The 23,210-nt window shown below is 61.5% G+C and carries 25 protein-coding genes and 1 tRNA gene; 15 read left to right on the forward strand and 11 right to left on the reverse strand.

Annotation, left to right across the window (positions count from 1 at the left end):
• Window positions 1–67 precede the first annotated feature (67 nt).
• Window positions 68–982, forward strand: a complete 915-nt coding sequence (locus K359_RS0138535; protein WP_029084006.1) for a DMT family transporter — start codon at window positions 68–70, stop codon at window positions 980–982.
• An 89-nt stretch (window positions 983–1,071) separates the two neighbouring features.
• Window positions 1,072–1,656, forward strand: coding sequence for a DUF2199 domain-containing protein (locus tag K359_RS54395; protein WP_084518654.1), 585 nt, complete (start codon window positions 1,072–1,074; stop codon window positions 1,654–1,656).
• A 361-nt stretch (window positions 1,657–2,017) separates the two neighbouring features.
• Here the strand turns inward: K359_RS54395 and K359_RS0138545 are convergent, their stop codons facing one another.
• Window positions 2,018–2,770: an SDR family NAD(P)-dependent oxidoreductase gene (locus K359_RS0138545; protein WP_029084007.1), complete on the reverse strand. Its 753-nt coding sequence runs from the start codon at window positions 2,768–2,770 to the stop codon at window positions 2,018–2,020.
• Between the two features lie 97 nt (window positions 2,771–2,867).
• Here K359_RS0138545 and K359_RS0138550 point away from each other — a divergent pair, with 97 nt between their 5' ends.
• Window positions 2,868–3,188 carry a helix-turn-helix transcriptional regulator gene (locus tag K359_RS0138550; RefSeq protein ID WP_029084008.1) on the forward strand — a complete coding sequence of 107 codons (321 nt, stop codon included), beginning with the start codon at window positions 2,868–2,870 and terminating at the stop codon, window positions 3,186–3,188.
• Between the two features lie 116 nt (window positions 3,189–3,304).
• On the opposite strand, the gene lepB is transcribed toward K359_RS0138550, so the two are convergent.
• The 3 genes from lepB to K359_RS0138565 all read right to left on the reverse strand — a co-directional run bounded on the left by lepB (window position 3,305) and on the right by K359_RS0138565 (window position 7,204).
• Window positions 3,305–4,063 carry a signal peptidase I gene (gene lepB / locus K359_RS0138555; protein WP_029084009.1) on the reverse strand — a complete coding sequence of 253 codons (759 nt, stop codon included), beginning with the start codon at window positions 4,061–4,063 and terminating at the stop codon, window positions 3,305–3,307.
• A gap of 190 nt (window positions 4,064–4,253) precedes the next feature.
• A complete protein-coding gene (gene argE, locus K359_RS0138560) occupies window positions 4,254–5,423 on the reverse strand; it encodes an acetylornithine deacetylase (protein ID WP_029084010.1) in 1,170 nt (389 codons plus the stop codon).
• Window positions 5,424–6,418: 995 nt separating this feature from the next.
• On the reverse strand, window positions 6,419–7,204 hold the full coding sequence (locus K359_RS0138565; RefSeq protein ID WP_029084011.1) for an SDR family NAD(P)-dependent oxidoreductase: 786 nt from the start codon (window positions 7,202–7,204) through the stop codon (window positions 6,419–6,421).
• A 139-nt stretch (window positions 7,205–7,343) separates the two neighbouring features.
• Between K359_RS0138565 and K359_RS0138570 the strand changes: the two genes are divergently transcribed.
• Window positions 7,344–8,051, forward strand: coding sequence for a histidine phosphatase family protein (locus tag K359_RS0138570; RefSeq protein ID WP_029084012.1), 708 nt, complete (start codon window positions 7,344–7,346; stop codon window positions 8,049–8,051).
• A gap of 82 nt (window positions 8,052–8,133) precedes the next feature.
• A complete protein-coding gene (locus K359_RS0138575; RefSeq protein WP_029084013.1) occupies window positions 8,134–8,901 on the forward strand; it encodes an SDR family NAD(P)-dependent oxidoreductase in 768 nt (255 codons plus the stop codon).
• A 144-nt stretch (window positions 8,902–9,045) separates the two neighbouring features.
• Here K359_RS0138575 and K359_RS0138580 read toward each other — a convergent pair whose 3' ends face one another.
• Window positions 9,046–10,269, reverse strand: coding sequence for a serine hydrolase (locus tag K359_RS0138580; RefSeq protein ID WP_029084014.1), 1,224 nt, complete (start codon window positions 10,267–10,269; stop codon window positions 9,046–9,048).
• Between the two features lie 169 nt (window positions 10,270–10,438).
• Here K359_RS0138580 and K359_RS0138585 point away from each other — a divergent pair.
• A tRNA-Trp gene (locus tag K359_RS0138585) sits at window positions 10,439–10,514 on the forward strand.
• 80 nt (window positions 10,515–10,594) lie between these two features.
• On the opposite strand, the gene K359_RS0138590 is transcribed toward K359_RS0138585, so the two are convergent.
• On the reverse strand, window positions 10,595–11,824 hold the full coding sequence (locus K359_RS0138590; protein WP_029084015.1) for a site-specific integrase: 1,230 nt from the start codon (window positions 11,822–11,824) through the stop codon (window positions 10,595–10,597).
• The gene (locus tag K359_RS62015; protein WP_156928892.1) at window positions 11,821–12,441 is read right to left on the reverse strand and encodes a hypothetical protein; all 621 of its coding nucleotides are present in this window, start codon (window positions 12,439–12,441) and stop codon (window positions 11,821–11,823) included. Before K359_RS62015 ends, K359_RS0138590 begins: the two co-directional genes overlap by 4 nt.
• A gap of 214 nt (window positions 12,442–12,655) precedes the next feature.
• Between K359_RS62015 and K359_RS63610 the strand changes: the two genes are divergently transcribed.
• From K359_RS63610 to K359_RS0138620, 5 genes are all read left to right on the forward strand, one after another.
• Window positions 12,656–12,790, forward strand: coding sequence for a helix-turn-helix domain-containing protein (locus K359_RS63610; RefSeq protein WP_198031240.1), 135 nt, complete (start codon window positions 12,656–12,658; stop codon window positions 12,788–12,790).
• Between the two features lie 212 nt (window positions 12,791–13,002).
• On the forward strand, window positions 13,003–13,374 hold the full coding sequence (locus tag K359_RS0138605; protein WP_156928894.1) for a hypothetical protein: 372 nt from the start codon (window positions 13,003–13,005) through the stop codon (window positions 13,372–13,374).
• The gene (locus K359_RS54400) at window positions 13,371–14,468 is read left to right on the forward strand and encodes an AAA family ATPase (RefSeq protein ID WP_051346648.1); all 1,098 of its coding nucleotides are present in this window, start codon (window positions 13,371–13,373) and stop codon (window positions 14,466–14,468) included. The genes K359_RS0138605 and K359_RS54400 overlap by 4 nt, the downstream gene beginning before the upstream one ends.
• A 968-nt stretch (window positions 14,469–15,436) precedes the next feature.
• Window positions 15,437–15,775 (forward strand): hypothetical protein, encoded by a 339-nt coding sequence (locus tag K359_RS0138615; protein ID WP_029084018.1) that lies wholly within the window; start codon window positions 15,437–15,439, stop codon window positions 15,773–15,775.
• Window positions 15,776–15,999: 224 nt separating this feature from the next.
• Window positions 16,000–16,890, forward strand: coding sequence for a hypothetical protein (locus K359_RS0138620; protein ID WP_029084019.1), 891 nt, complete (start codon window positions 16,000–16,002; stop codon window positions 16,888–16,890).
• Here K359_RS0138620 and K359_RS62025 read toward each other — a convergent pair.
• On the reverse strand, window positions 16,840–17,238 hold the full coding sequence (locus K359_RS62025) for a hypothetical protein (protein WP_156928895.1): 399 nt from the start codon (window positions 17,236–17,238) through the stop codon (window positions 16,840–16,842). The two genes, K359_RS0138620 and K359_RS62025, sit on opposite strands and share 51 nt — an antisense overlap.
• On the opposite strand from K359_RS62025, the gene K359_RS62030 reads away from it, so the two are divergent.
• From K359_RS62030 to K359_RS54405, 4 genes are all read left to right on the forward strand, one after another.
• Window positions 17,237–17,629 carry a hypothetical protein gene (locus K359_RS62030; protein WP_156928896.1) on the forward strand — a complete coding sequence of 131 codons (393 nt, stop codon included), beginning with the start codon at window positions 17,237–17,239 and terminating at the stop codon, window positions 17,627–17,629. The genes K359_RS62025 and K359_RS62030 overlap by 2 nt on opposite strands.
• 183 nt (window positions 17,630–17,812) lie before the next feature.
• Window positions 17,813–18,316, forward strand: a complete 504-nt coding sequence (locus K359_RS0138635; RefSeq protein WP_029084021.1) for a hypothetical protein — start codon at window positions 17,813–17,815, stop codon at window positions 18,314–18,316.
• 186 nt (window positions 18,317–18,502) lie between these two features.
• A complete protein-coding gene (locus K359_RS0138640) occupies window positions 18,503–19,768 on the forward strand; it encodes a hypothetical protein (RefSeq protein WP_156928897.1) in 1,266 nt (421 codons plus the stop codon).
• A gap of 196 nt (window positions 19,769–19,964) precedes the next feature.
• The gene (locus K359_RS54405; RefSeq protein WP_051346649.1) at window positions 19,965–20,417 is read left to right on the forward strand and encodes an ASCH domain-containing protein; all 453 of its coding nucleotides are present in this window, start codon (window positions 19,965–19,967) and stop codon (window positions 20,415–20,417) included.
• A 374-nt stretch (window positions 20,418–20,791) separates the two neighbouring features.
• Here K359_RS54405 and ligD read toward each other — a convergent pair whose 3' ends face one another.
• The 3 genes from ligD to K359_RS0138660 all read right to left on the reverse strand — a co-directional run bounded on the left by ligD (window position 20,792) and on the right by K359_RS0138660 (window position 23,032).
• Entirely contained in the window at window positions 20,792–21,715 is a 924-nt protein-coding gene (gene ligD, locus K359_RS0138650) for a non-homologous end-joining DNA ligase (protein WP_029084023.1), read from the reverse strand.
• A 3-nt stretch (window positions 21,716–21,718) separates the two neighbouring features.
• Complete coding sequence (locus K359_RS0138655) at window positions 21,719–22,069, reverse strand: hypothetical protein (protein ID WP_029084024.1); 351 nt, start codon at window positions 22,067–22,069, stop codon at window positions 21,719–21,721.
• A gap of 603 nt (window positions 22,070–22,672) precedes the next feature.
• A complete protein-coding gene (locus tag K359_RS0138660) occupies window positions 22,673–23,032 on the reverse strand; it encodes a PRC-barrel domain-containing protein (RefSeq protein ID WP_029084025.1) in 360 nt (119 codons plus the stop codon).
• Between the last annotated feature and the right edge of the window lie 178 nt (window positions 23,033–23,210).

Below are 23,210 nucleotides of genomic sequence, written 5' to 3' on the forward strand. Positions count from 1 at the left end.
CCGCGCCGCTTTGGCAAGTCAGTCCGGTCAACGCTCCCGCCTTTTGTCCTGATCGGACACCCTCATCTTGCCCCTTTCTCCGAATCTTCGCGGCAGCCTGTTCATGGCGGCCGCCATGGCCAGCTTCACCGCCAATGACACCATCACCAAGGCGGTGGCGGCCGAGCTCAACATCGCGGAGATCCTGCTGGTCCGCGGCCTGGTCGCGATGGTGCTGGTCGCAGCGCTCGCCTGGTACCGCGACGCGCTGCGCAGTTTTGCCGCGCTGTTGATCTGGCCGGTCGGGTTGCGCGTCATGGGCGAGATCGGCGGCACGCTGACCTATCTCTCGGCGATCGCGCAGATCCCGCTCGCCAACGCGTCGGCGATCTTCCAGGCGCTGCCGCTGGTTATCACGCTTGGCGCGGCGCTGGTGTTCGGCGAGCCGGTCGGCTGGCGGCGCTGGCTTGCGATCGCAGCCGGCTTCATCGGCGTGCTGGTGATCGTCCGGCCCGGCGCGGAGGGCTTTAGCCAGGCCTCGCTGCTGGCATTGGCGTCGGTCGGCTTCTGCGCAGTGCGCGATCTCGCCACGCGCCGCATCCCGAAACAGCTGCCGACGGTGTTCATCACGCTGCTCACGACCGTGACGGTGACGACGGCGGGCGCCGTCGTGCTGGTGCCGCTCGGCGGCTGGCGGCCGCCGTCCGGCCACGCGCTCGGCCTGCTGGTGTTCGCCGCGGCGCTGATCCTGATCGGCTATCAATGCATCATCGTGTCGCTGCGCACGGGCGACATCTCGGCGGTGGCGCCGTTCCGCTACTCCGCGCTGCTGTGGGCGATGCTGCTTGGCTATCTCGCCTTCGGTCACAAGCCCGACGTTCAGATGCTCGCCGGCGCCGCGATCATCGTGGCGTCCGGCCTCTATGCTTTCTACCGCGAGCGCAAACGCGACAAGCTGCGCCCGGCCGCGACCGGACCAGGCCTGCCGCCGGACGGGCTATGATCCAACCGTAGACGCAGGGTGGGTTTCGCAAGAGCTCAACCCATCATGGGCAACTTGCGTGCTCGTTCTACCAGAGGTAGGACTTCACCATGCCAGACCTTGATTTGTCCAATGACCCTCGTTGGCGCCGCCTGTGGGAACGGCCCTGGCGCTGCAATTCATGCGGGGATGAGCACCATGGGATCTTTGATCTCGCATGCGGAAAGCCGGCGCAATTTCCCGGACCCGAGGAATTGGCCCCCAATAGCGCCCTCGATCTTGACGGTGATTTTCTCTCGGAGGACTTCTGCGTGCTCGAGGGTGAGCACTTCTTCGTGCGCTCCGTGCTGGAACTGCCGATCATCGGCAGTGACGACAAGCGGTTCGGCTTCGGCGTGTGGACGACGCTGTCGCGCGAGAATTTCGAGCGGTATGTCGCGAGCTTCGACAGTGGCGGGCAGGACGGCATGGGGCCGTGGTTCGGGTGGTTCTCGAACTGCCTGCACGGCTATCCCGAGACGCTGAATCTCAAATGCAGGGTACATCTCAAGAGCGGTCGCCAACGGCCACAGATCGCGTTGGAACCGACTGAACACCCATTGGCGGTCGAGCAAAGGCTCGGAGTCACCTTTGACCGGGTACTCGAGATTTACGCAATCAACGGACATGACATCCGTCGGTCGTTGACGGATTGACCGTTTCGTTTGTTACGACGTAGTCGTCCGTAGGATGGGTGGAGCCAATGGGTCCGCGCAAAGCGCGGCCCAATGATAAACTCCGCGATACCCATCATGGCGCCGCGGATAAGGTGATGGGTTTCGCTTCGCTCTACCCATCCTACGAATCTAACCCGAGACCGCACTGCAAAGTTTCCTTCCAGTCCGTAGCCCGGGTGAGCGATAGCGATACCCGGGGAACCTGCTCCCGCATGTCGCTTCGCTCATGCGGGTTACCGCAATTGGAAAGGCGTGCAAGGCGGATTCGCGTAGCGTGATCCGCCCTGTGGCCTGTCACAAATTCACCGCCCGATGTCCGGGCATGGCGAAAACAACCGCCTCAGTGAAGACCGCCCGTCACGTGCAACGTTTCGCCGGTGACGTAGGAGGCATCGTTCGAGGCGAAGAAAGCCACTGCCGCTGCGATCTCCTCGACCTTGCCGATCCGCGCCAGCGGCGTGATGGACTCGATCCATTTGCGCATGTCGCCCTCGGAAAGGCCGGCGGACACGACACCCTCGGTCGCGATCATGCCGGGGTTGACGGTATTGACGCGGATCTTGCGCGGCGCCAATTCCTTTGACAGCACCGAGGAGATCGCGTCCACCGAGGCCTTGGTCGCGGTATAGACAGCGGAGTTCGGCGGCGCGATCGTCGATACGCCGGAGCTGATATTGATGATGCTGCCGCCGACCGTATTGAAGTGCCGCGCGGCTTCCTGAGACACCAGCAGCAGGCCAAACACATTGAGATCGAAATGTTTGTGGAAGTGCTCGGCAGTGATGCCATCCAGCGGCGCGAACTCGTAGATGCCGGCATTGTTGACCAGGATATCGATCGGACCGAACGCCTTGACGGTCTCGGCCACCACCGACTTGACGTGGCCGGCGTCGGTGAGATTGCCATGCACAGCGACGGCTTTGCCGCCTTTGCCGGTGATCGCAGCCACCACGCGCTCGGCCGCCGGTTTGCTGGCGCTGTAGTTGACGGCAACCGCGGCACCCTCCGCGGCGAGGCGGATCGCGATCTCGGCGCCGATGCCCTTTGACGCGCCGGTTACCAGCGCCACTTTACCCTCGAGTCTTTTGCTCATCTTGTTCTCCATTGCCCGCGCGGATGCGCGAGTGGTTCAATAGTTCAGTAATAACGAACTATTGAAGTTGTTCAAGGGCAGCGCTATATATTTCGCCATGGTGCAATTCGTTCACCCGTCGCGTGAGGACATCACATTGGCCGGAGTGCTGGCAGCACTCGCGGACCCGATGCGGCTGAGGATTGTCAAAAGCCTGCTCGAGCAGGACGGTTGCATGTCGTGTACGGCGGCGGCGCCGTGTCCTGAGATGGCCAAATCGACTCTGTCGAACCATTTCCGCGTCCTGCGCGAAGCCGGTTTGATTCAAACCTCGAAAAAAGGCGTCGAGCATCGCAATGTGGTGCGCGAAGCCGATATCAATGCGCGCTTTCCCAAATTGCTCAAGACGATCTTGGGGTATCCGGAACAGAGCGCGTAGCTCGGGTGAGCGGCTTGTCCGCCGTAGCTCGTAGAGCGAAGGCGGAAGCGATAGCCGGGGAAACTGTTCCCGCATGTCGCTCCGCTCATGCGGGCTACACGACTACACACTGAACATCATCGGATGATCATGAACAGCCGGTTCCAGCGCAGCGAAGCGGGCCAACGCCACACTTGCCATGCAGGCGCCTCGTCGCCGATCGAGAAGAAGATCATCCTGGCTTGGCCGATCAGGTTCTCGAACGGCACGTAGCCGACGCCGCCGCGCGAGGGCGGCACGCGGCTGTCGGCCGAGTTGTCGCGGTTATCGCCCATCGCGAAAAAATGCCCGGGCGGCACGACATAGACCTGCGTGTTGTCATATTCGGACCGTTCGATGCGATCGAGCGTGAAGTAGCTGACCCCATTCGGCAGCGTCTCGCGCCAGCGCTTGACTTGGACCGGCCGCGGCCCCTCGTCGCGATCGACGTAATCATCGGCGCGCTCGCGCTTGACCGCGGTGCCGTTGATGTACAGCAACCCGTCGATCATCTGAATGCGATCGCCCGGCAGGCCGATCACGCGCTTGATGAAATCGATCGAGTCGTCGCTCGGCAGCCGGAACACCACGACGTCGCCGGGCTTGGGCTCCGAGCCGAAAATGCGGCCGGAGAACAGCGGCGGCGAGAAGGGCAGGGAGTAGTGCGTGTATCCGTAGCTGTACTTCGAGAGGAAAAGGTAGTCGCCGACCAGCAATGTCGATTCCATCGACGCTGACGGAATGTTGAAGGACTGGAACAGGAAGGTGCGGATGACGAGCGCGATGATCAGCGCATGGAAGACCACGCGGAAAGTTTCCGCTAATCCGCCGTGCTGACGTTGGTTCTCGGTCGACATGGTCCCGGGCTCCTGTTTCACCGGCTGGTCCGCACGCCCTACGTAGCAAAGTATCACTTCGCGCAACGCGACTGGCGCCGCGGCTTTGTAGGGCGGATTAGCGAAGCGTAATCCGCCGCTCGTTCAGCGTAACTGAAACGGTGGATTACGCCTTCGGCTAATCCACCCTAGGCATCGATGCGATGCAGCATCACTTCGCGCAATGCGTGATCAGCCGCGCGACGAAATCTCCGCAGGCCGCGAGCTGCGACATCTCGACGAACTCGTCCGGCGTATGCGCCTGCGCGATAGAGCCGGGGCCGACCACGACCGACGGAACGTCCGCCATGCTGACGAACAGGCTGGCCTCGGTGCCGAACGCGACCTTGGCGTGGTCGTTGCGGCCGGCCAGCTGCTTGGCGAGCGTGACGATGGCGGCGTCCGCCCCGGTGTCGAGCGCGGGGTAATCGAGGATCTCCTCGAACTCGATGCCGCAGTCCGGATGCCGCTTGCGCATCGCCGGCTCGATCTCGGCCTTGGCCCAGGCGACGATCGCATCCGTCACCTCCCGGGACTCGGTGATCCCGATGCCGCGGCATTCGAACTCCACCGCGCAATGGTCGGGCACGATATTGAGCGCGGCGCCGCCGTGGACGATGCTGGTGAGCAGGGTCGAGTGCGGGACGTCGTAGAGGCTGCCCTGTTCGGCGTCGGCCGTCAGCAGCGCGGCGCGGCGGCGGATTTCGGTGATCAGGTCGGCGGCGTATTCGATCGCGTTGACGCCGTCGGGCGCGATCGAGGAGTGGCGGGCGAGCCCGCGGAAGGTCGCGCGCACGCCATGCTTGCCCTTGTGCCCGATGATCACCTGCATCTGCGTGGGCTCGCCGACAAAGCAGCCGAGCGGCTTCACCACCTTGCGTGCGACCTCGCGCAGCATCGGCCGCACGCCGACGCAACCGATCTCCTCGTCATAGGAGATCGCCAGATGGATCGGTGTCTTCAGATCGGCCGCAACCATCTCGGGAACCATCGCGAGGCAGACCGCGACAAAGCCCTTCATGTCGGTCGTGCCGCGGCCGTAGAGCCGGCCGTCGCGCTCGACCAGCTCGAACGGGTTCTGGGTCCATTCCTGTCCGGCGACCGGCACGACGTCGGTATGCCCTGATAGAACCAGCCCGGCCTTGTCCTCCGGGCCGACCGTGACCCACAACGAGGCCTTCTGCCCGGTGTCATCGACAATGCGCTGTCCGGCGACGCCCTGCGAAGCGAGATATTTTTCGATGTAATCGATCAGCGGCAGGTTGGAACGGTCGCTCACGGTGTCGAACGCGACGAGGTCGGCCAATAGCTTGCGTATACGGTCGGGACGTTGATTTTGCATTGCCTGTTCGTTTGTGAGGATTGAGAGGGCGCCGGTGATCTGGCTTGCCCAGCATAACAGCTGGTTTGCCTGCTGGGGCAAAGCAATATTCGGGCCGTTGCATGACGGTATTGCGGTCCACTGCTGCCGCCCCATGTTCTTGAACGACCGGGGAGATGGCCATGATCCAGCGCGTAGGATGGGTAGAGCGAAGCGAAACCCAACAAGCATATCCGCGCGGTGAGATGATGGGTTTCGCTGCGCTCTACCCATCCTACGATGCACATCGTGATGCCGACCAGTGTTGCCCATTCGACACGACGGGCAACTCAGCAAAACGCGTCAAGCCCCCGCAGCAAAAATATTTCTGTTTATCGGAATTACAACTTAGTGTATGGTTCGCCCGTCTCACCCGATCGAGGGGCGCTTCGCGATCGTCACGAACGCGTGTGAGATGCGGTGGACGCCGAGCGTGTGACTGACGAGAGCACGCAAGGCGGACGGTGAAGTCGTGTGGTCCTGACGCCCTAGTGGCCGGTGTCCCCTTGTAGAACGCGCAGCGTTCTTACGAAGGCGGTGACAAACAAGCCTAGTCTCGCCGGGGAGAGCACGTATAAGCCGTAAGCCATCGCGCAGGGAAAGCCGGAGTGTTTCCGGTTACACCTGTGGTCCTACCCCCGTGCTTTCTACCTTTGCACGGGGCCCATGGGTGCGATCGGCACCCGGCTTTCCCTGCGCCCTCTGCGAGAGGGGGCGGAACGAACAGCAAAGCTCGGGCGATTCACGTCGCGAGAATGCGGATGTTTGACTCACAGGCCCTATAACAAATTCAGTGTCGTCCCGGGCAAGCGAAGCGCGACCCGGGACCAATAACCACCAACGCTAGTTATTCGCACGACACTGTGGCCACAGCGCGCTTCAACAACTCAATCCCGTGGTTATGGGTCCCTGCTTTCGTAGGGACGACAGTGGTGTATGCGTCGCTATCGCGGACGACGGCCTTGAAAGAGCCGTCGCTAAATCGGCTTGCCCGTATACGGCATCGACGCGGTGAGGCCGCCGTCGACCGGGATCGCCTGGCCATTGACGTAGGACGCCTCGTCGCTCGCCAAAAACAATCCCATCGCGGCGAGCTCGTGCGGCTGGCCGGGACGCTTCAGCGGATTGAGCTGGCCGATCTTGTCCTGGGTGCCGCGTTCCTTGGCGCGATCGAACACCGGTTTCGTCATGCCGGTTTCGATCAGGCCCGGGCACACCGCATTGATGCGCACGCCGGTGCCGGAGAGCGAGTAGGCGGTGGTCTGCACCAGGCTGATGACGCCGGCCTTGCTCGCGCCGTAGGGATGTCCGCTGGCGCCGGACTTCAGGCCCGCGACGGACGCGGTGCAGACGATCGAACCGGAGCCTTGCTTGGTCATGTACGGTATAGAATGCTTGATCGCGAGGAACGGGCCAATCAGATTGATCCGCAGCACTTCCTGCCAGTGCTCGACGGTCTGGTCGGCGAGCGGCACCAGTCCGCCGCTGACGCCGGCATTGGCCCAGATCGCATCGAGCTTGCCGTATTTGGCGACAGCCTTGTCGATGAAGGCCTTCACGTCGCTCTCCGAGCCGGCATCGGCGGTGACGGCTTCGACGGTGCCGCCGGCGTCGCGCACCAGCTTGGCGGTCTCGTTGACGCCATCGGTGCGATCGACCGCGATCAGCTTGGCGCCTTCCTTGGTGAACAGCAGCGAGGCCGCACGGCCGATACCGCTTCCAGCGCCGGTGATGATGACGGATTTGCCTTCGAGGCGGCCCATGAGGTTCTCCCTGTTCACATGGTCCGTGGCGCGTCTGCCGCGCGACGGAATTCAAACAAAATTTCAAACGTCCGAAGCACTTGAGACGATGTGCGGCGTGACGTACAGCGACGGGGGACACTATTGAAGGGCTCATCCGATGTCCAATCCAGAGAAGCCTAACGTGACGGTGACGCGGTGGTGGTGGGTTCGCCACGCGCCGGTGCGCAGCGACGGCGGCAACATCTACGGGCAGGAGGATATCGACTGCGACACCGGCGATGTCGAAGTGTTCGAGGCGGTCGCAAAGATGCTGCCGCGCAACGCCGTGTGGTATTCGAGCAATCTGAAGCGCACGCACAAGACCGCGGAAGCGATCTGGGCCGCAGGTTTTCCGAAGCCTGAAAGCATGACGCAGGAACGCGACTTCGCCGAGCTGCATCTTGGCCGGTGGCAGGGCATGAACCGCGCCGCGTTTCTCGCCAGCCGTCCGCCGGGCAACCTCTGGTTCGCCGACGTCAACGAGCCGGCACCCGGCGGCGAGAGTTTCATGGACCTCTACACCCGCGTCTGTCGCACGATCGTGCGGATCACGGCTGTGGAAGCGGGTAACGACATCATCGCGGTCGGCCATGGCGGCGTGATCAGGGCTGCGGTCGGTCTTGCGCTTGGCGGCCAGCCTGACAGGGGCCTGTCCTTCGACATCGACAACGTCTCGGTAACGCGGCTCGATCACATCGCGGCGCCCAACGTCTCCGTGTGGCGGTTGCCGATGGTGAACCAGCAGCCCTGGATCGCCGATCCACGCCACGCCGCGATGCATCAGCCGTCCGGGCCGGAGGTCCGGCCGGCGAGCAAGCTTGCGTGATTGCTGCTATCGCAACACCGGAACGCTGCCTAAGCTCAACGCAATTCAAACACTCAAGACTTCAACATCGTGGGAGAGAAACATGACCTTGTTCGACATGAAGGGAAAAGTCGCCGTCATCACCGGCTCGACGCGCGGCATCGGGCGCGCGATCGCCGAGCGCATGGCCGAGCACGGCGCCAAGGTCGTGATCTCCTCGCGCAAGGCCGATGTCTGCGAGCAGGTGGCGAAGGAAATCAACGACGCTTACGGCAAGGGCACCGCGGTTGCGATCGCGGCGAACATCTCGTCGAAGGAAAACCTGCAGAACCTGATCGACGAGAGCAACCGCGCCTTCGGCAAGATCGACGTGCTGGTCTGCAACGCGGCATCGAACCCGTATTACGGTCCGCTCGCCGGCATCTCCGACGATCAGTTCCGCAAGATCCTCGACAACAACATCGTCGCCAACAACTGGCTGATCTCGATGGTGGTGCCGCAGATGATCGAGCGCAAGGACGGCTCGATCATCATCGTCTCCTCGATCGGCGGATTGAAGGGCTCGACCATCCTCGGCGCCTACGCGATCTCGAAGGCCGCCGACATGCAGCTCGCGCGCAACCTCGCCTGCGAATACGGCAAGCACAATATCCGCGTGAACTGCATCGCGCCGGGCCTGATCAAGACCGACTTCGCCAAGGCGCTGTGGGACAATCCGGACAACCTGAAGGCCTCGACCGCGCGCTCGCCGCTGCTCCGCATCGGCGTGCCTGACGAGATCGCGGGCGCCGCGGTGTTCATGGGCTCGCGCGCCGGCGACTTCATGACCGGCCAGACCGTGGTGATCGACGGCGGCGCGACGATCAGCTGAGGATGTTCTCGTGTCCCGGACGCGGTGCGGCGCAGAGCGCCGCTCCGCAGCGCCGGGACCCAGGAGGACCTGCACGATTGGATGAGGTGGCCCCGGCTCAGCAACGCACCGCTTGCGCGCTGCGTTGCGTCCGGGGCACGAGACTTACTCCACCGCCGCATACACGCCGTTGCGCACCAGCGAGCGGGTATATTCGCGCTGGCCGGGGCCCTGCATCATGAAGACCGCGATCAGCTCTTCGCGCGGATCGATCCAGAAGAACGTGCCGGCCATGCCGCTCCAGAAATACTGGCCGACCGAGCCGGAGAACGGCGCGATGCCCTGCTGCATCCGCACGGCAAAGCCGAGGCCAAAACTGTGGCCGGGCGACACCAGCGTGCCCTGGATCTTGACGCCGGCGCCGAGGTGATCGGACGCCATGAATTCGAGCGTCTTGCGGCCGATGATCCGGGTGCCGTCGAGCGAGCCGCCATTGAGCAGCATCTGCGCGAAGCGCGCATAGTCCATCGTGGTCGACACCAGCCCGCCGCCGCCGGATTCCATCGCCGGCTTCTCCAGCATGTTGAACAGCTGCACCTTCTCGTTGGTCCAGGGGTCGTTGGCAAAGGCCTCGGCGAGCCGGCCGGCATTGGCTTCCCCGGTGTGGAAGGCGGTCTCGGTCATCTGCAGGGGAGAGAGGATGCGTTCGGTCAGGAACGCGCCGAGCGTCTTGCCGCTGACGACCTCGATGATGCGGCCGAGGATGTCGGTGGAGCGGCTGTAGTTCCACTCGGCGCCGGGCTGGCAGACCAGCGGCATGCCGGCGAGCATGGTGGCGTGCTCGGCATTGGTGATCTTGCGGCTGCGCAGCCGCGACTGCTGGTAGAGCTGCTGCACCGGCCCGTTGCCGGTGTGGTCATAGGTCAGGCCCGAGGTGTGGCGCAGCAGGTCCTGGATCGTCATCTGTCGCTGCACAGGCACCAGCTCGAGCTTGCCGTCACGCTCGACGCCGACCTTGGTCTCGGCGAATTCGGGGATGAACTTCGCGACGGGGTCGTTGAGCAGGAAGTGGCCGTCCTCCAGCAGCATCATGATGCCGATGGAGACGATCGGCTTGGTCATCGAGAAGATGCGGAAGATCGTGTCATGCGTCATCGGCGCCGAGGCCGCCGGGCTCTGCCGGCCGATCGCGTCGAACCAGCCGATCTGGCCGCGCCGCGCCACTAGCACCGTCACGCCGGGCACGGTTCCCTTGTCGACCTCGCGCTTGAAGGTGTTGGACAGCGCCTGCAGCCGCACGCTCGACAGTCCGATCGATTCGGGCTTGGCGAGGGGGAGGGATGGGGTGGTTTGGCTGGCGGCGTGCTTAGTGGCGGTCTGGACGTTCATAGTCTCTCCCTGGTTCTTGATTCTTGCGGCGGAGCGCCGACGCGGGGTGATCGCCTAAGTCTGGCGCAGAAGTTTTGCAATGAACAGAAGCTTCACCGCTTCGCCCTTGCAAACCGGCCATGCCCTGTGCTTGAAACGGCGCGAACCGGCGGCGACGCAGGTTCCCTGCAGGAGTGTAGCTCAATTGGTAGAGCACCGGTCTCCAAAACCGGGGGTCGCAGGTTCGAGCCCTGCCACTCCTGCCAGTTAAATCAATAGCTTAGACCCCATTTCTCTGAACATATTGGGTACACAGCGAGGCATTGGACCCAACTTGGACCCAAGCTCAGGTTGGACCCAGGATCGCCGTTCCTAAGGCGTTCACGACGTCGGACATTTGCGTGCTCTTTTTCTTGGTAAGCTGCGCATAAACCCGGAGCAGGGTCGCCGGATCATCGCCGATGCGCGCCGCGACCCGATGCACAGGCATGCCCTTGTCCAGAAGCATGGTACTGTGGGTATGCCGCATCATGTGGAAGGTGAAGCCGGTAAAGCCGAGCTTCTTGGCGCGGCCCCGGAAGGCCTTTGAGACGCCCCACGGATCTCGCGGCCGGGCCAAGTCCAAGGCTCTACCGCCTGCGGGAACCGCGGGAAACATCAGCGCGTCCGCGGGGAGTTTCACCAGCGACAGATTAACCTCGGCGGCATCGGGTACACCCGCCTTGATCCGCTGATACCGTTCCTTCTCGTGGAGTAGTAGGGCGAGGGTGCCGTCATCCAGATCAATGGTTCGCAAACCTCGGGCCGTCTTGGGCGGCTTCAGCGTCATGCCGTGCTTTTTTGTTGGCTCCCACGCCCTTTCGATCCGCAGCGTCTTTTTCTCAGCATCCAGATCGGTCCAGCGCAGGGCCAACACCTCGTTTCGGCGCATACCGGTGGAGGCCGTCAATGCCACAATACGAAACAGTGGGGACGACTTGAAACCGGTAACGAGTTTGGCAAGGTCCGTCTCGTCGAGCGCAATGCCGGGCCGCCCATCGCCTGTCTTCGGCTTCTTGGCCGTTTTGGTCATCGGATTGACCGATAGGAGGCCGGTGCGAACGGCCGTCGCGAGCGTCGCGCCTAGGACGACATGAACATGACGCTGTGTCCGCTGTGAAAGTGGGCGCTTCGTCCAGGGCGAAATCTTAGCCTTGAGTTCCGTGTACAGCCGGTCGATTTCGGTCGCCTGCAGTTTCTGCAAGGGTTGGTGGCCGAGGACAGGTTTGACGTGCTCGTTGACGAGTTGGGCGTAGCGTTCCTTGGTCCGCTCGGAGACCTCCTCCTGCTTGCGGCCCGGGGCGCCTATGCGGAGCCACTGATCGATCCACTGCCCGACAGTGAGTTTGCTTGGGTCGACGTGCTCGCCGGTGTCTCCCGCGCGGAGGAGGGCGCGCAACTCCTTGCGCGCCTCGCTCAGACTTCCGTGAAAGGTTTTGGTGAAGCGCTGCCCGTTGACGCGGTAGCGTAGTCGATAGACGTCTTCGCCTCGACGATCGATGCTTCCATCGCCATGCGACCTCCGCGATCCTTTCACAATTTGCTCTCCCTCGCTCTCGATGCAATTTCCTTGATCGCCAAAAAAGCGCCGTGAGGCAGCTCGGAACTCACTGACAACACATCAAACCTACGCTGATCGGTTTCACCGAACTCCGTGTGAACGGGCTCTTTCAGTCCCGGCCAAGCGAAGTATTCGATCCACGCCTTTGGTTCGAACCGTGACACGGAGATCTCGATGAGAGTGTCGGTGTCTCTCGAAACGGACACCTTGTCAGAGAGGAGGGCGGTTAGCGCGTCGTGGAAGTTCGTGGCGTCTGTTATCGGACACCGACTTGCTCGTTGCTTGCCAATGATCTTCGCCTGCGCGAGCCGACGCACCCGCCCGTCGATTTCAGAGAGGTTGTCGGTCGCCATGACCGCGATGATCAAAAGAGCAATATGAGCAGGCTCGGCCTGAGCTCCGCTTCTGCGTCCGCGTCCTTCTGCCGACGGTAGCAGCTCCAATCGGATCAATGCCCGGGCTCGCTCGTACAGGGCTTGAGACGTCAGCCCTAGGCTTGGAGCAAGTTCCGGCAAAACACTGGTGAGGCTGGGCAAAAGGGTTTTTTCCGCGGAAAGTTGGGTGAACGTACCAAAAAAAGCTTGAAAATGCAAACGGGGTAGCTTTAAGTTGGGTGAACCAACCAACTTTGGACGAAATTGTATGGTTCAGACTAGTCCGCTTCTTGGCTCTGACGCGGGAGCCGAAGTTCTTCCATCCGGAAATCGGAATGTCGAAAACCACCCTCAACTCGTAACGGGGGCGGCAAGTCAGGGCGGAGCTGGGTCGTCGCGCCTCACGTACGACCTCTGGCCGGAAGTCGGCCAAATGCTCGGACTGACGCGAAACGCCACCTATGCCGCCGCGAAGCGCGGTGACATCCCCGTGGTCCGGTTCGGCAAGCTCATGAAGGTGCCGAGGGCGGCTTTCGACAGAATGCTGAAAGAGGTCGGAGCCCTCTGAACAGTTAAGCCGCCGCCGAGCAGTCTCCGGCGCCGGTGCAGCGCTGCGAGCCGGACGTACGCTCGCAGCGCCATCGCGGTGCCGCCCGGGTTTAGCCCAGGACCTGGGCGGCACCCACAATTTCCACCGCGCTGCAATCACCCCAACAGCCACAGGAGATAGTTATGGGTGAAGTCATACAGTTTCGGCGCAACCTGCGAACCGCATGCGCGGTGACCGAGCCGAACCGGACAGGTGCGCCTGGCGGCTTCAGGCTGACCGACATCGAGGATCTGTTCTTCGATGTGCTGTGGACGCAACTTCACGAGGCTGGGCAGGAAGCTCCACGGGAATTGAACCTGCCTCCCGGAACGCGCGTCGTGCACCGTTCGCTAGTGAGCAAGGCCTATCGCATCAGTTCTGTTCGCGAAGATGGTTCGCAACCGATCTCGGAGAACACGATCAAGAGCCGATGGACGCGATCGACGCGCCGGCTGCTCACCGAAAACGTGATCGGCTTCCACGAACCTTACTTCTGGCACACGGGCAAGCCGGTACTCGGCAAGCCCGCCACGCAACAGCATCGACCTGGAGGCGCGGCATGAGCGCTCCGGTGAACATCAACGACGGCGCGCATGTGGACGCTGACAGCGCGGCGGCGGAAGAACTAGATGCCGGGCAGGATGCCGCCGCACTGTCGACCTCGGCCGACGAGATCGAATTCGACGGTGATGAATTCATTCCTTTCGACGATATTGACTTCTGTCGTCCCATCACACCGAAAAAGTGGATGGACACGGTGTCGGCTCCGCAGCGGTGGCTTGCAGAAGGTCGAGTGCCATCTGACGACGTGACTATCTTGGCGGGCGACGGCGGCAGCGGAAAAACCGAGATCGCTTGCCAACTGTTGATCTACGTCGCAGCCGGCATCGACGACTGGCTGGGCTCTGCAATCGAAAATGGGCCAGCTCTTTTCATTAGTTGCGAAGAACCCCAAGACAACATCCGCCGTCGCGTCGAGTGCATCTCGAAACATGTGAACATTGACGCGCACGGGCTCGACGATCTGCACATCCTTTTTCCCGACTTGGACGACACGTGGCTCGTTCATGCCGAAAGGGATGGTCGATTGAGCAAAACCTCGCTGTTGAAGGGGGTGGAGGCGTGGATCGCCGCGCATAGGCCCCGGTTGGTTGTGATCGATAGCGTTGCAGCTGTGTTCGACGCCGATGCAATCTCACGGCGCCAAGTCCGCACCTTCGTCGCGATGCTGCGGAAGGTCGCCAGGAAGCATGGCGTCGCGATCGTGTTGCTCGATCACCCCAGCGTTCGCGGCATGACCGACGGCACGGGCACCGCCAACAGCGTCGACTGGCGCAATTCAGTGCGCTCCATGATGCTGTTGTCTGAACCTGACAAGGAAGACGATCCGGACATGCGCGTCCTCAGGTTCACGAAAAATAATCGTGGCCGGAAAGACCAGAAACTTACTTTGCGCTGGGCTGGGCTGACATTCACGACCGAGGCGGAGGCGGCCGCTTCACCGCACCGCACCGCGCGGCTGCGGAGCGTGAGGTGGACATCCTCTTCCTGCGGCTGCTCGACAAGCGGCTCGCTCAAGGCCGTCCGGTGCACGCCAAGAGCGCCAAGGGCAGCGCGCCGGCCGAGTTTGCTCTCGATCCGGAAGCGAACGGCGTGACCGCGGACGCCTTCCGCGCGGCGATGGAGCGCTTGCTGACCGCGGGCAAGATCGTGGTAGTCGAGAGAGGACCACCTTCCAAGCGCCGTCAGCACATCGAGAGGGCGACCTGAGTGGCTTCCAACAGGGGTACCAACGCTACTTTTGGGCTTCCAACCCTACTGCCAACAACCCTCCCAACAGCGTTCCAACAGCTTCCAACAGGGGTACCAACAGGTGTTCTCCAACCCCCCATACCCCCCAGCGTTGGAAGCGCCGTTCCAACGACCGCTTCGCTGGAGCTACGCGGTGCGTTGAAACGTCCAACCGGACACGGGCGGCGCGCGCACAGCGCGCCGCCCATGCGTTCACTTATCAACGTCGAGATTGACAGCGGCGGGTCGAACACCGCCGCCAGCGATGCTCAGACCAGCGCTGCGCCCACGCCTGTACCGTGCGCTGGTGGCGGCTGTCCGCGAGCCCAGTCTTTTCGCTCGCTGACTGGCAAACCGCTCTGTACGCCGCTGCCAAGCCGTCCTAGCCCCACTATGCCGGGGAAAAAGGACAAGTATCTTTCAACACCGGGAAGCCATGCGAGTGCGACGCGCGCTTGGCTTCACCGTATTTGGGTCGGCGGAAAGCCGGGTTTAGTTTGCGAGGCGATGAGGCGCTGATGTCGGGCCAGTCTGCGCATCTGGGGTCCGCTTCCCAACCAAACCGCCGACTTCGATCGCGGATTGTGGCGATGCTCCGCGTGCACGATGGTCTGACGGCCTGGGAGATCGCTGCAAGCGCCTACGGCCGCCGCTTGATCGTTCGGCGTGGTTGTCACCGAACCGCTCCTACGGCTCGTCTCTGGGCGACGCGGCGGGCGCTGAGGCGCTTAGTCGAGAAAGGGCGGGTCGTGGTCGTCGGGCGTTACCGCCGGCGCAAGCTCTTTGCGATTGCCGGCCGACCGCCTTTCCCGCCGCTCGACCTAGGGCCGCCGGATGGCTCATGAAGTACACGATCTCGACCTGTTGCTGCCCGAGGGACTGCGAACCCTGCTCGAGCTGGAGCGTGCCCACGCGCGTGCTCCAGAGGGGTTTCTCCACCTTATCGAGTTGAAGGACGCTGCGTTCGTGGCCGACCGTTCGGAGGCTCATCTTCGCCGGCTAGCGCAGGCAAACCCCTACGGGATCGTTCCGGACGGCTACGGGTATCGAGAGGATGGCGAGCGTCCCTGGAAGATCGTCGTTCTTCCTTTCCTTCACACCCAGCCCCTCAACATGATTGGTCGGCTCCGGGCCACTTACTCATGGCGTCGGATTATGAAATCCGCCGAATAACGAGGTGTGTCCGTCATCGCGCATCGATGCGCGATGACGATCTTGCGACCACTCTGGCAAATCAGATCCAGTGCGCAAAGAGCGGGATCACGGGCACGGTCTCAAAATAGAAGCTGTGATCCGCGCTCGTCGGCTGCAGTGCTTCCGGGCAGCCCGACGCGCCGCCGGGTTTTTTGCGTCTTTGGCCCGGCGGCGCCCCTTTTCCGATCGACAGGAGATTTTGAATGCTTGACGTCATCCACGACCGACGAGCGCGCCTCGATCAGGCGCGCGCCGATCAGGCGGCCAACGACGCCGCACTCCAGGACCTTGAAGTCTCCAAGTCTGAGGCAAGCAAAGCCGGACGCGAAGCGTTTGCTGAGTGGAAGGAAGAATTCGATTGGCGAGCGACCGAGCGCGAGCGGTTGACCGTTGCGATCGAAGCTCTTCGAAGCGAGATCGTTGCTGAGGACAGCGTCGAGGCGGAGACCGCACTCCGCGATCGCCACCGGCGTCGGCACGAAGAAAACGCCAAGCTGGCTGACAGAATTAAGAGCGAACTGGCAGAATTGAATGCCAAAGCGACCGCGCTGCTTCGTGACGTCGCTCTCGCAGCGCTCGAAGATGCAGAGATCAATGCCAAGTTGCCGCCCGACCTTGAACCGCTTGTGTCGGCGAACACCTTGGCGCGAGCTTATCCCGGGTGTGCTCGAGAAGAGGTTGGAAGGGAACAAGTGTCGTTGTGGGTGCGCTCGGACAATGGTTCGTTGATCGGGGACCAGGCCGCTGTCACCGATCTCGGCATCGACAAGACCGGTAAGAACCGCGGCGGCGTCATCGAGATGCGATTTTCGGCGCCAGTTTATTGCAGAAGGATGCAATTTGAGCAGATCAGCTTCCATCCCGAAATCGCTCCCGAGCGTCCCGCTCCGCTGTGGCAGATGAGATTACTCGAAGCCGATAGTCCGGCCGCAGCCTTCGACGGGACGGAGCTGTCGCACGCACGTGAGGTGCTGAAGGCCTTAAATCGAGCAACTCGGTTCCAAGACCCTGGGCCTCGTCCCGTCCAGAAGGAGCTGCGTCCTCTAGAGCCCGTAGTTAAAAGGCAGTCCCACGATGAGTGGACGGATCATTGAGGCGAAAGCCGTCATCAGCGCTGCCGACAAGACCGGCAGCGTTTTCGACAAGATCGCTGCGAAGTTTAAGGGCGTCGAGAACAGCGCAAAGGCGTTCGAGGGATTAAGGCTCCGAAATTCAGCGGCGACTTGTTCGCCGAGCTGGAGCGGCTCAAACTGTCCGAGCGCCAGTTGCAGAACGTCCGAAAGGAATTCGCGGCGCGTGCGTCGCACTATCTGCGCGCCATCGACGATTGGAAGGGCAAGACCGTCAGTCATCGGCGCGAAGTGCGCGCCCCGTACCGAGGAGGCGGAGGCCGCCCGGAAGAAGTATTTCGATGGTGCGAAGGGTGCCGGCAAGTTCGGCATGCACGTAGCCGCGCACGCCGTCGGCATCGGCTCGATGGTCAACTGCGCCGGTCACGCCATTCGCAGCACCGCGGAGGCCGCCGGCGAGCGCGGCCGCGCGGTCGCGAAATACGAGATGATGGGTCTCTTCGACGACCAGCTCTCCGAGGGCAGGGAGATCGCCAGCGGGATCAGCTCCAAGTTCCCGTCCATCTCGCGCACCGAAGTTCTCGACTATCTCCGCACCAACGCGTCGGGGCTCGGCAGCTGGGACCGGTCGAAGGACGTCGCCGAAGCGTATCTGCGCGCGCTGATCGCGACCAAAATGTCAGGCGGCAGCGAGCATGAGATGGAGCAGACCGTCCGCGCCCTTGAAGGCATGGGCAAGCCGAACACGACGCAGCAGCTCTAGGAGGGCCTCAATGCCTTCGCCAGGGCGAAGGCGGCCAACCCGGATTACACCGGCGAGCAGTTCCGCTCCGACATCGCGGCAGCGAGCAGCTCGAAATACGCGCTCTCCAAAGTCCTTGCGTCGCACACCACCGGCTTCGGCAACAAGCTGGCTACCGGCCTCTCGAAGGACGCCGCGCTCGCCATGGGCAAGCTCGGCCCGGTGCTGGACCTGATGAACGAAGGGGAGCTGCCCACTGACAGCCCATTTGGTCGCTGGAGGGCCGCGCAACGCGATCACGGTTTCCTCGCGCCGGTCGAGCGCATCAACGAGGCGAACCGACGCGGCAACCTGGGTGCCCAAATTCGCGAGCTGGATGCGAAGATCGGTGATGACGGCGGGCCCGGATGGGGGCTCGACGCCAAGATCGCGGTCTACCTGCGGCTCAAGCGCCTCGATCGACAGATTGCTCTCGATCAGTCCGAGAACCTTCGGACGATGCCGCCGATCTTCACCGACAACTACGTTGCACGGTGGCAAGAGGACGCGGTTCGCGAGCAGGCGTCGAAGATTCCACTGCCACGTGTGCGGCGCGACTGCCCTTCGCAGATCAAATTAGGATCTCCGTTCGTGTCGAGATCCTCTCTCGTCGCGGAGGAAGCGGCTAGCAATCCTCTCGACCAACTCGGGTGGTTCACCAATCCGTGAACCGAGCTGCGTCAGAATGGCGCAGATTTTTCGGGGAAGCTTACCGAAGTTTAATTCCTCCGCCAGAGGTCAGCAAGGTTCCGGAACTCAGAGTTCCCGCGTACCGCCTGATCCGAGGGGACCTGCGAGGCGAGCCCAAACTCGATCGCTGCGAAATAATAACTTCGAACGATGTTGGAGGAAGAAATGAATAAGCGTGCGCTCACTTCCGTTAGCACCGTGGCGTTGGCCTGGTTGTTGCTCGTGAATGCGTCGTCCAACGCCGACGCTGATATTTTCAGCGAAACGATTGGCCACATTGCCAAGGAACTTGAGAAGGGCGTTCACAACATTGGAGATACTGGCGAGAAAGCACTCCACGACGTCGGCAACACGGGCGAGAAGGCCCTCCACGATGTCGGCGACACAGGCGAAAAGGCTCTTCACGATACTGGCAAGACTATCGAGAAGGCCGTTCAAGATACCGGGAAGGCCGGTGAGACTGTCTACAAGTTTGGGGTTCGGGAGATCGAAGGCATCGGCCAGATGGTGAGTGATGCCGATAGGCGCTTGAAGGAAGGAAAGATTGTCGATGCGGTGTGGCACTTCGCGACTGATCCCGTGAAGCACACCGAGGAGAATGCAGCGAAGGCCGCGCAGGAAAGCGAATTGGTCCGTGTCGCCGGACAGATCGCGGCAAGCGCCTACGGCGGTCCGGGCGGTGCGGCAGCGTATGCGGCTTGGCTAACTTACAAACAAACAAATGACGTAGGTCTTGCCCTGCGCGTCGGCGCCATCACGGGAGCGGCGGCATATGGGACGGGAAGCATCGGCAAAATTCCGAATGCGAATGCCGGTGTGATCGCTGAAAAAACGATCATGGCCGGTGCCATCGGAGGCGTCGCGGTCGCAGCCGCTGGCGGCGACCAGCAAGCCATTCAGGAAGGTTTTCTAAAAATGGGAGGCGCCGTGCTTGTGCAGTCTGTTTATGAAGTGCAGACGGAACACAAGCTCGATGCTCGGGTGTCGAAAGGGGACGCATATTGCATGGCTGCCGTCGATCCTTCGGCCCCGTGCGCCCCACCAGTGGAAGCCTACAAAGAGATCGGCCCCGACGGAAAAGCGGTCGTCGATAAAGACGGATTGCCGAAAGTCGATGTTCGAATGACCGAGCCTAGATCGCCTGTGCCGGAGCCGATGAGACCTCACGTAGGCACATGGGCAAAGCCCGGTGAAGCGCCGATCATCGGAACACAAGAGACAAGCACATTTATGGTGACTGTCTCGAAGTATCCCGGAATGAATGCGATGGCGATGCTACATGATCATCTGTCCTATTCGATGAAACTCGATCCGGTCACAAACGTCTGGACGATCGTGCCTGCGGCGGCGGTTACCTATTACGGCACGGAGGCTCCCGCGCAAGACGCGATCCGGAAAGCCGCGACAGACAACAGTCAACCTATACATTAGTTGTCGATTGAGGCGACCTTGAGCACCGACGGGAATAGCTCAGTGTCAATGGCGGCTCCGGTCTGCAGGCCCGCGCAACAGTTCCCCAGCTCAGCGAGTGCTCCTTAACCGGAGCACTCGAAAGTTGCTGACTTTCCTGTTGCCGGCCGGGCTTTCCGGTTGGCATTGCGAGATCAGCCGCTAATCTGCACTTGCAATGAAGATTATCAGCATTAGACAGCCCTGGGCCTCTCTAATCGTCACCGGCGGCAAGAATATCCAAACCGGAGCAATCGAGCTCAAGGACGTCGAGAACCGCACCTGGGCTACGACCTATCGCGGCCCTGTTCTCGTCCACGCGTCGCTTCGAGAGGACGCGATAACCTCTGACGAGATCGAGCGGCGCTTCGGCTTGCGCTTGTCAACCGATTTGCCGCTCGGTGGCGTGATCGGGATGACAGAGATCGTTGACTGCGTCCGGCCACACGCGAGCCGCTGGTACGCTCCGGGCTGTTACAGCTTCATTCTTGCGAACTCGCGCCCTCTGCCGTTCGTCCGTTGGAAGGGAGCGCTTTCGCTGCGCGCCGCACCGGCTGAGCTGCTACAACTCTGCGGACTGTTGAGCGCTCAAGACGGGTCGAGCGACGCCTTCACCGCGACCGCGGTTTAGAAACTCTCTAACGATCGCGAAACGTAGTTCATCTTACGTTTTGTAGAACGCGCGAATTCCTCGCCGTTCAAAGCGGATGTCTGCTTCGCGACACTTCGTAGCGAATTCACACCTATAAATCGTAACGAGCATTCTCCTTGGCATCGCAGGACGCGCCGCTACGCTTCTTCTCGCGAACAACAACGCGAGAGGAGAAACTACCTTTGACGAGTAAAGTGGAGGGAGATCAAGCCGGAGCCTAAGCTCGGGGCGGCGGGGAAAGCCGTCGTCCCGTTTCGTTGCGCGTCGCTGGAAAGGCCGTGGAATGCGCTGAATAGTTAAAGTCCGAAGCGGGCCGGTCACAGATGGGCATCTACGGTCCGACGGTGAGTTGCCTATAAGTCTTCACGTATCCCGCGGAAAAAGGGGTGCCGCACCTTTCCTGCAGCCGACTTCGCCCTGTATTCGATTTCGGCCATCACTTCGGGCTCAACCCAGATCGCTTTGTGTGCGACGCGCTTGGTATATGGCTGGGTCTTACGGATCAGAGGGGCAAGGCGCTTGCGCAGGTCAGCAATAGAAGCCTTATCGAAGCCGTGGTCGACCTTGCCGGCATAGATCAGATCGGCGCCTTCGCGCCGGCCGACATAGATGCCGTCCCATTCTTTGCCGTCCAGTACGAAGCCCGCAATCGTCAACGTCTCCCGTTGCGCACACGTCTTTTTGACCCAGTCGCGACTGCGCTTTCCGGTCGGGTAGACGCTATCCGCGACCTTCGACACCACGCCTTCGTAGCCGAGCTTGCATGCGTGGGAAAACATCTCACGGCCATCGACCTTAAAGCTCTCGCTGAACTGAATGTCCGTGTCGCAGACTAGCTTCTGCAGGACGGCCTTGCGTTCACGAAGAGGAAGCTTCCGCAGATCGCGGCCGTTGAGGTAGAGCAAGTCGAAGGCAATGAAGACGATCTTAGTCGATTTGCCGCGTAGTTCGTTCTGCAACACGGAAAAATCCGTGGTGCCATCGACCGCCGGAACGACAATCTCGCCGTCGATTATCGCCGAGGAAGCGGAGATGTGCCAAGCATCGTACGCGACTTTCTTGAAACGGTTCGTCCAATCGTGACCGCGGCGCGTAAAAATCGTCACCGTTTCATTGGCGAGGTGAACCTGGACCCGATAACCGTCGAACTTGATTTCGTGGACCCATCGCTCGCCGCGCGGCACCTGACCGATCGTTGACGCTAGCGCCGGTGCAATGAAGCCTGGAAAAAGTGCCTTGATGCCAATCGCTTCTGGCTTCTTCCGCTGCAAGGGCACTGCTCAGACCGATCGTAGGCTGAGTTGCTTTAGGTCGCGTCCATCGTGTCGGTCGACAAAAGTTTGGAGCTGGGAGGGGATGTCAGTCAATTGCAGATCGCAACGCTGCCGTACTTCCCGGGCGATGTCTTCGGAGACGTCCTGCGACCAACGTTCGGCCGTGTTAAAGGCCACGACACGGATCGGGTTGGAATATTCGCCGGAAAGCAAGTCTTGGACGACGGTTTCTAGGTCGGTTGCCTCGAGGTCGGCTTCGCGCCAAGCCCTTCCAATCCGACCGAAATCATCAGCGACAAGGTAGACGGTCTGATCGTCGTTGGGAACAATCGACGGCGTCCAATTCGATCGGCGCATCACAAACACTCCGCGCAACAAACTGTATTTCCTAAATCGCTATCGTCGACGTCCTAAAAGTACACCTATAAGAAAAGCCGTAGCGAGCATCTCAAGCGGAGCTTCACGGGTTGCCGCGCTGAGACGATCGATCCATATCGGGCGCGCGCGCTCGCTGGGAAGCCGCTCAGAAAACTCACGCAGCGTTTCTCTGACGCCTACATCTGTCTCTTCGATTGACATTGTCTAGCCTCCAGACGCAAAGAACGCTGAGCGGATCGCTTAGGTTCCAGAGACCGGGGGGTCGCAAGGGTGAGTGTGTATCCGCCATCACGGGCGGCGAGCCGGCGCTCAATTCGTATGAACGAGTGCAGCGATTAATCTACGGAGAGCTTTGTGCTCGGGTCCGTCCTTTCCGTGAGAAAGAAAGTCCGAAATCTCTATCCTCTTAAAGACGCCGCCCGAAGGTAGATTGGCCTCGTGCAACACAAATACGCGCCCGTCATCCTCGCTGCATAACGTCCAGCGATCTCCGTTAGAGCTATGGTAAAGTTCGCGTTGGCCGGACATGGGCAAACACAGCTCGGCGCGCCTAGAACGGGCGCGCCTATGGAGTTGATGCAGTCAGAACGGGACGCCGTAGTACTCATTCACTGATCGGCCGACCGTAGGGTCGTTCCAATTCCAGCCGGTCTCCTCGCGATACTTTGGCGCGCCCTGTAGCTGCTTCTCGGTGATGCCCGTGACGTAGCCTTCGAGATTGGTATCGTACTTCAGCGATTGCCAAGGCAAGGGGTAGTGATCGTCGCCGATGCCGAGAAAGCCACCAAAGCCGAGCACCGCATACGATACTTTGCCGCTTGTCTTGTCGATCATCAGCCGTTCGATGCTGCCGATCTTCTGGCTATCCGCCCCATAGACTGCAGTGCCTTCGACCTTGTCGCTGCCAATCAGATTGCCCGTCTCCTGAGTATCCAGTGCCATGATAGCCTCCGTGCGTTGTAGATAACTCCGGCAAGCACGAGAGCGCGCGAACGTTCCTATTCGCGGTATCCGCCGCGTCGAAGCGGACCTTGATCGGCTCCGATCGCCCGCTCTGACGTTACGCTGACCACCGATCCTGCTCTTCCCGGTCGGCTTGTTCGTTGAGCCGGTCAGCGAT

Source organism: Bradyrhizobium sp. th-b2, from assembly GCF_000426785.1.
In the GTDB taxonomy this organism is placed as follows: Bacteria; Pseudomonadota; Alphaproteobacteria; order Rhizobiales; family Xanthobacteraceae; genus Bradyrhizobium; species Bradyrhizobium septentrionale.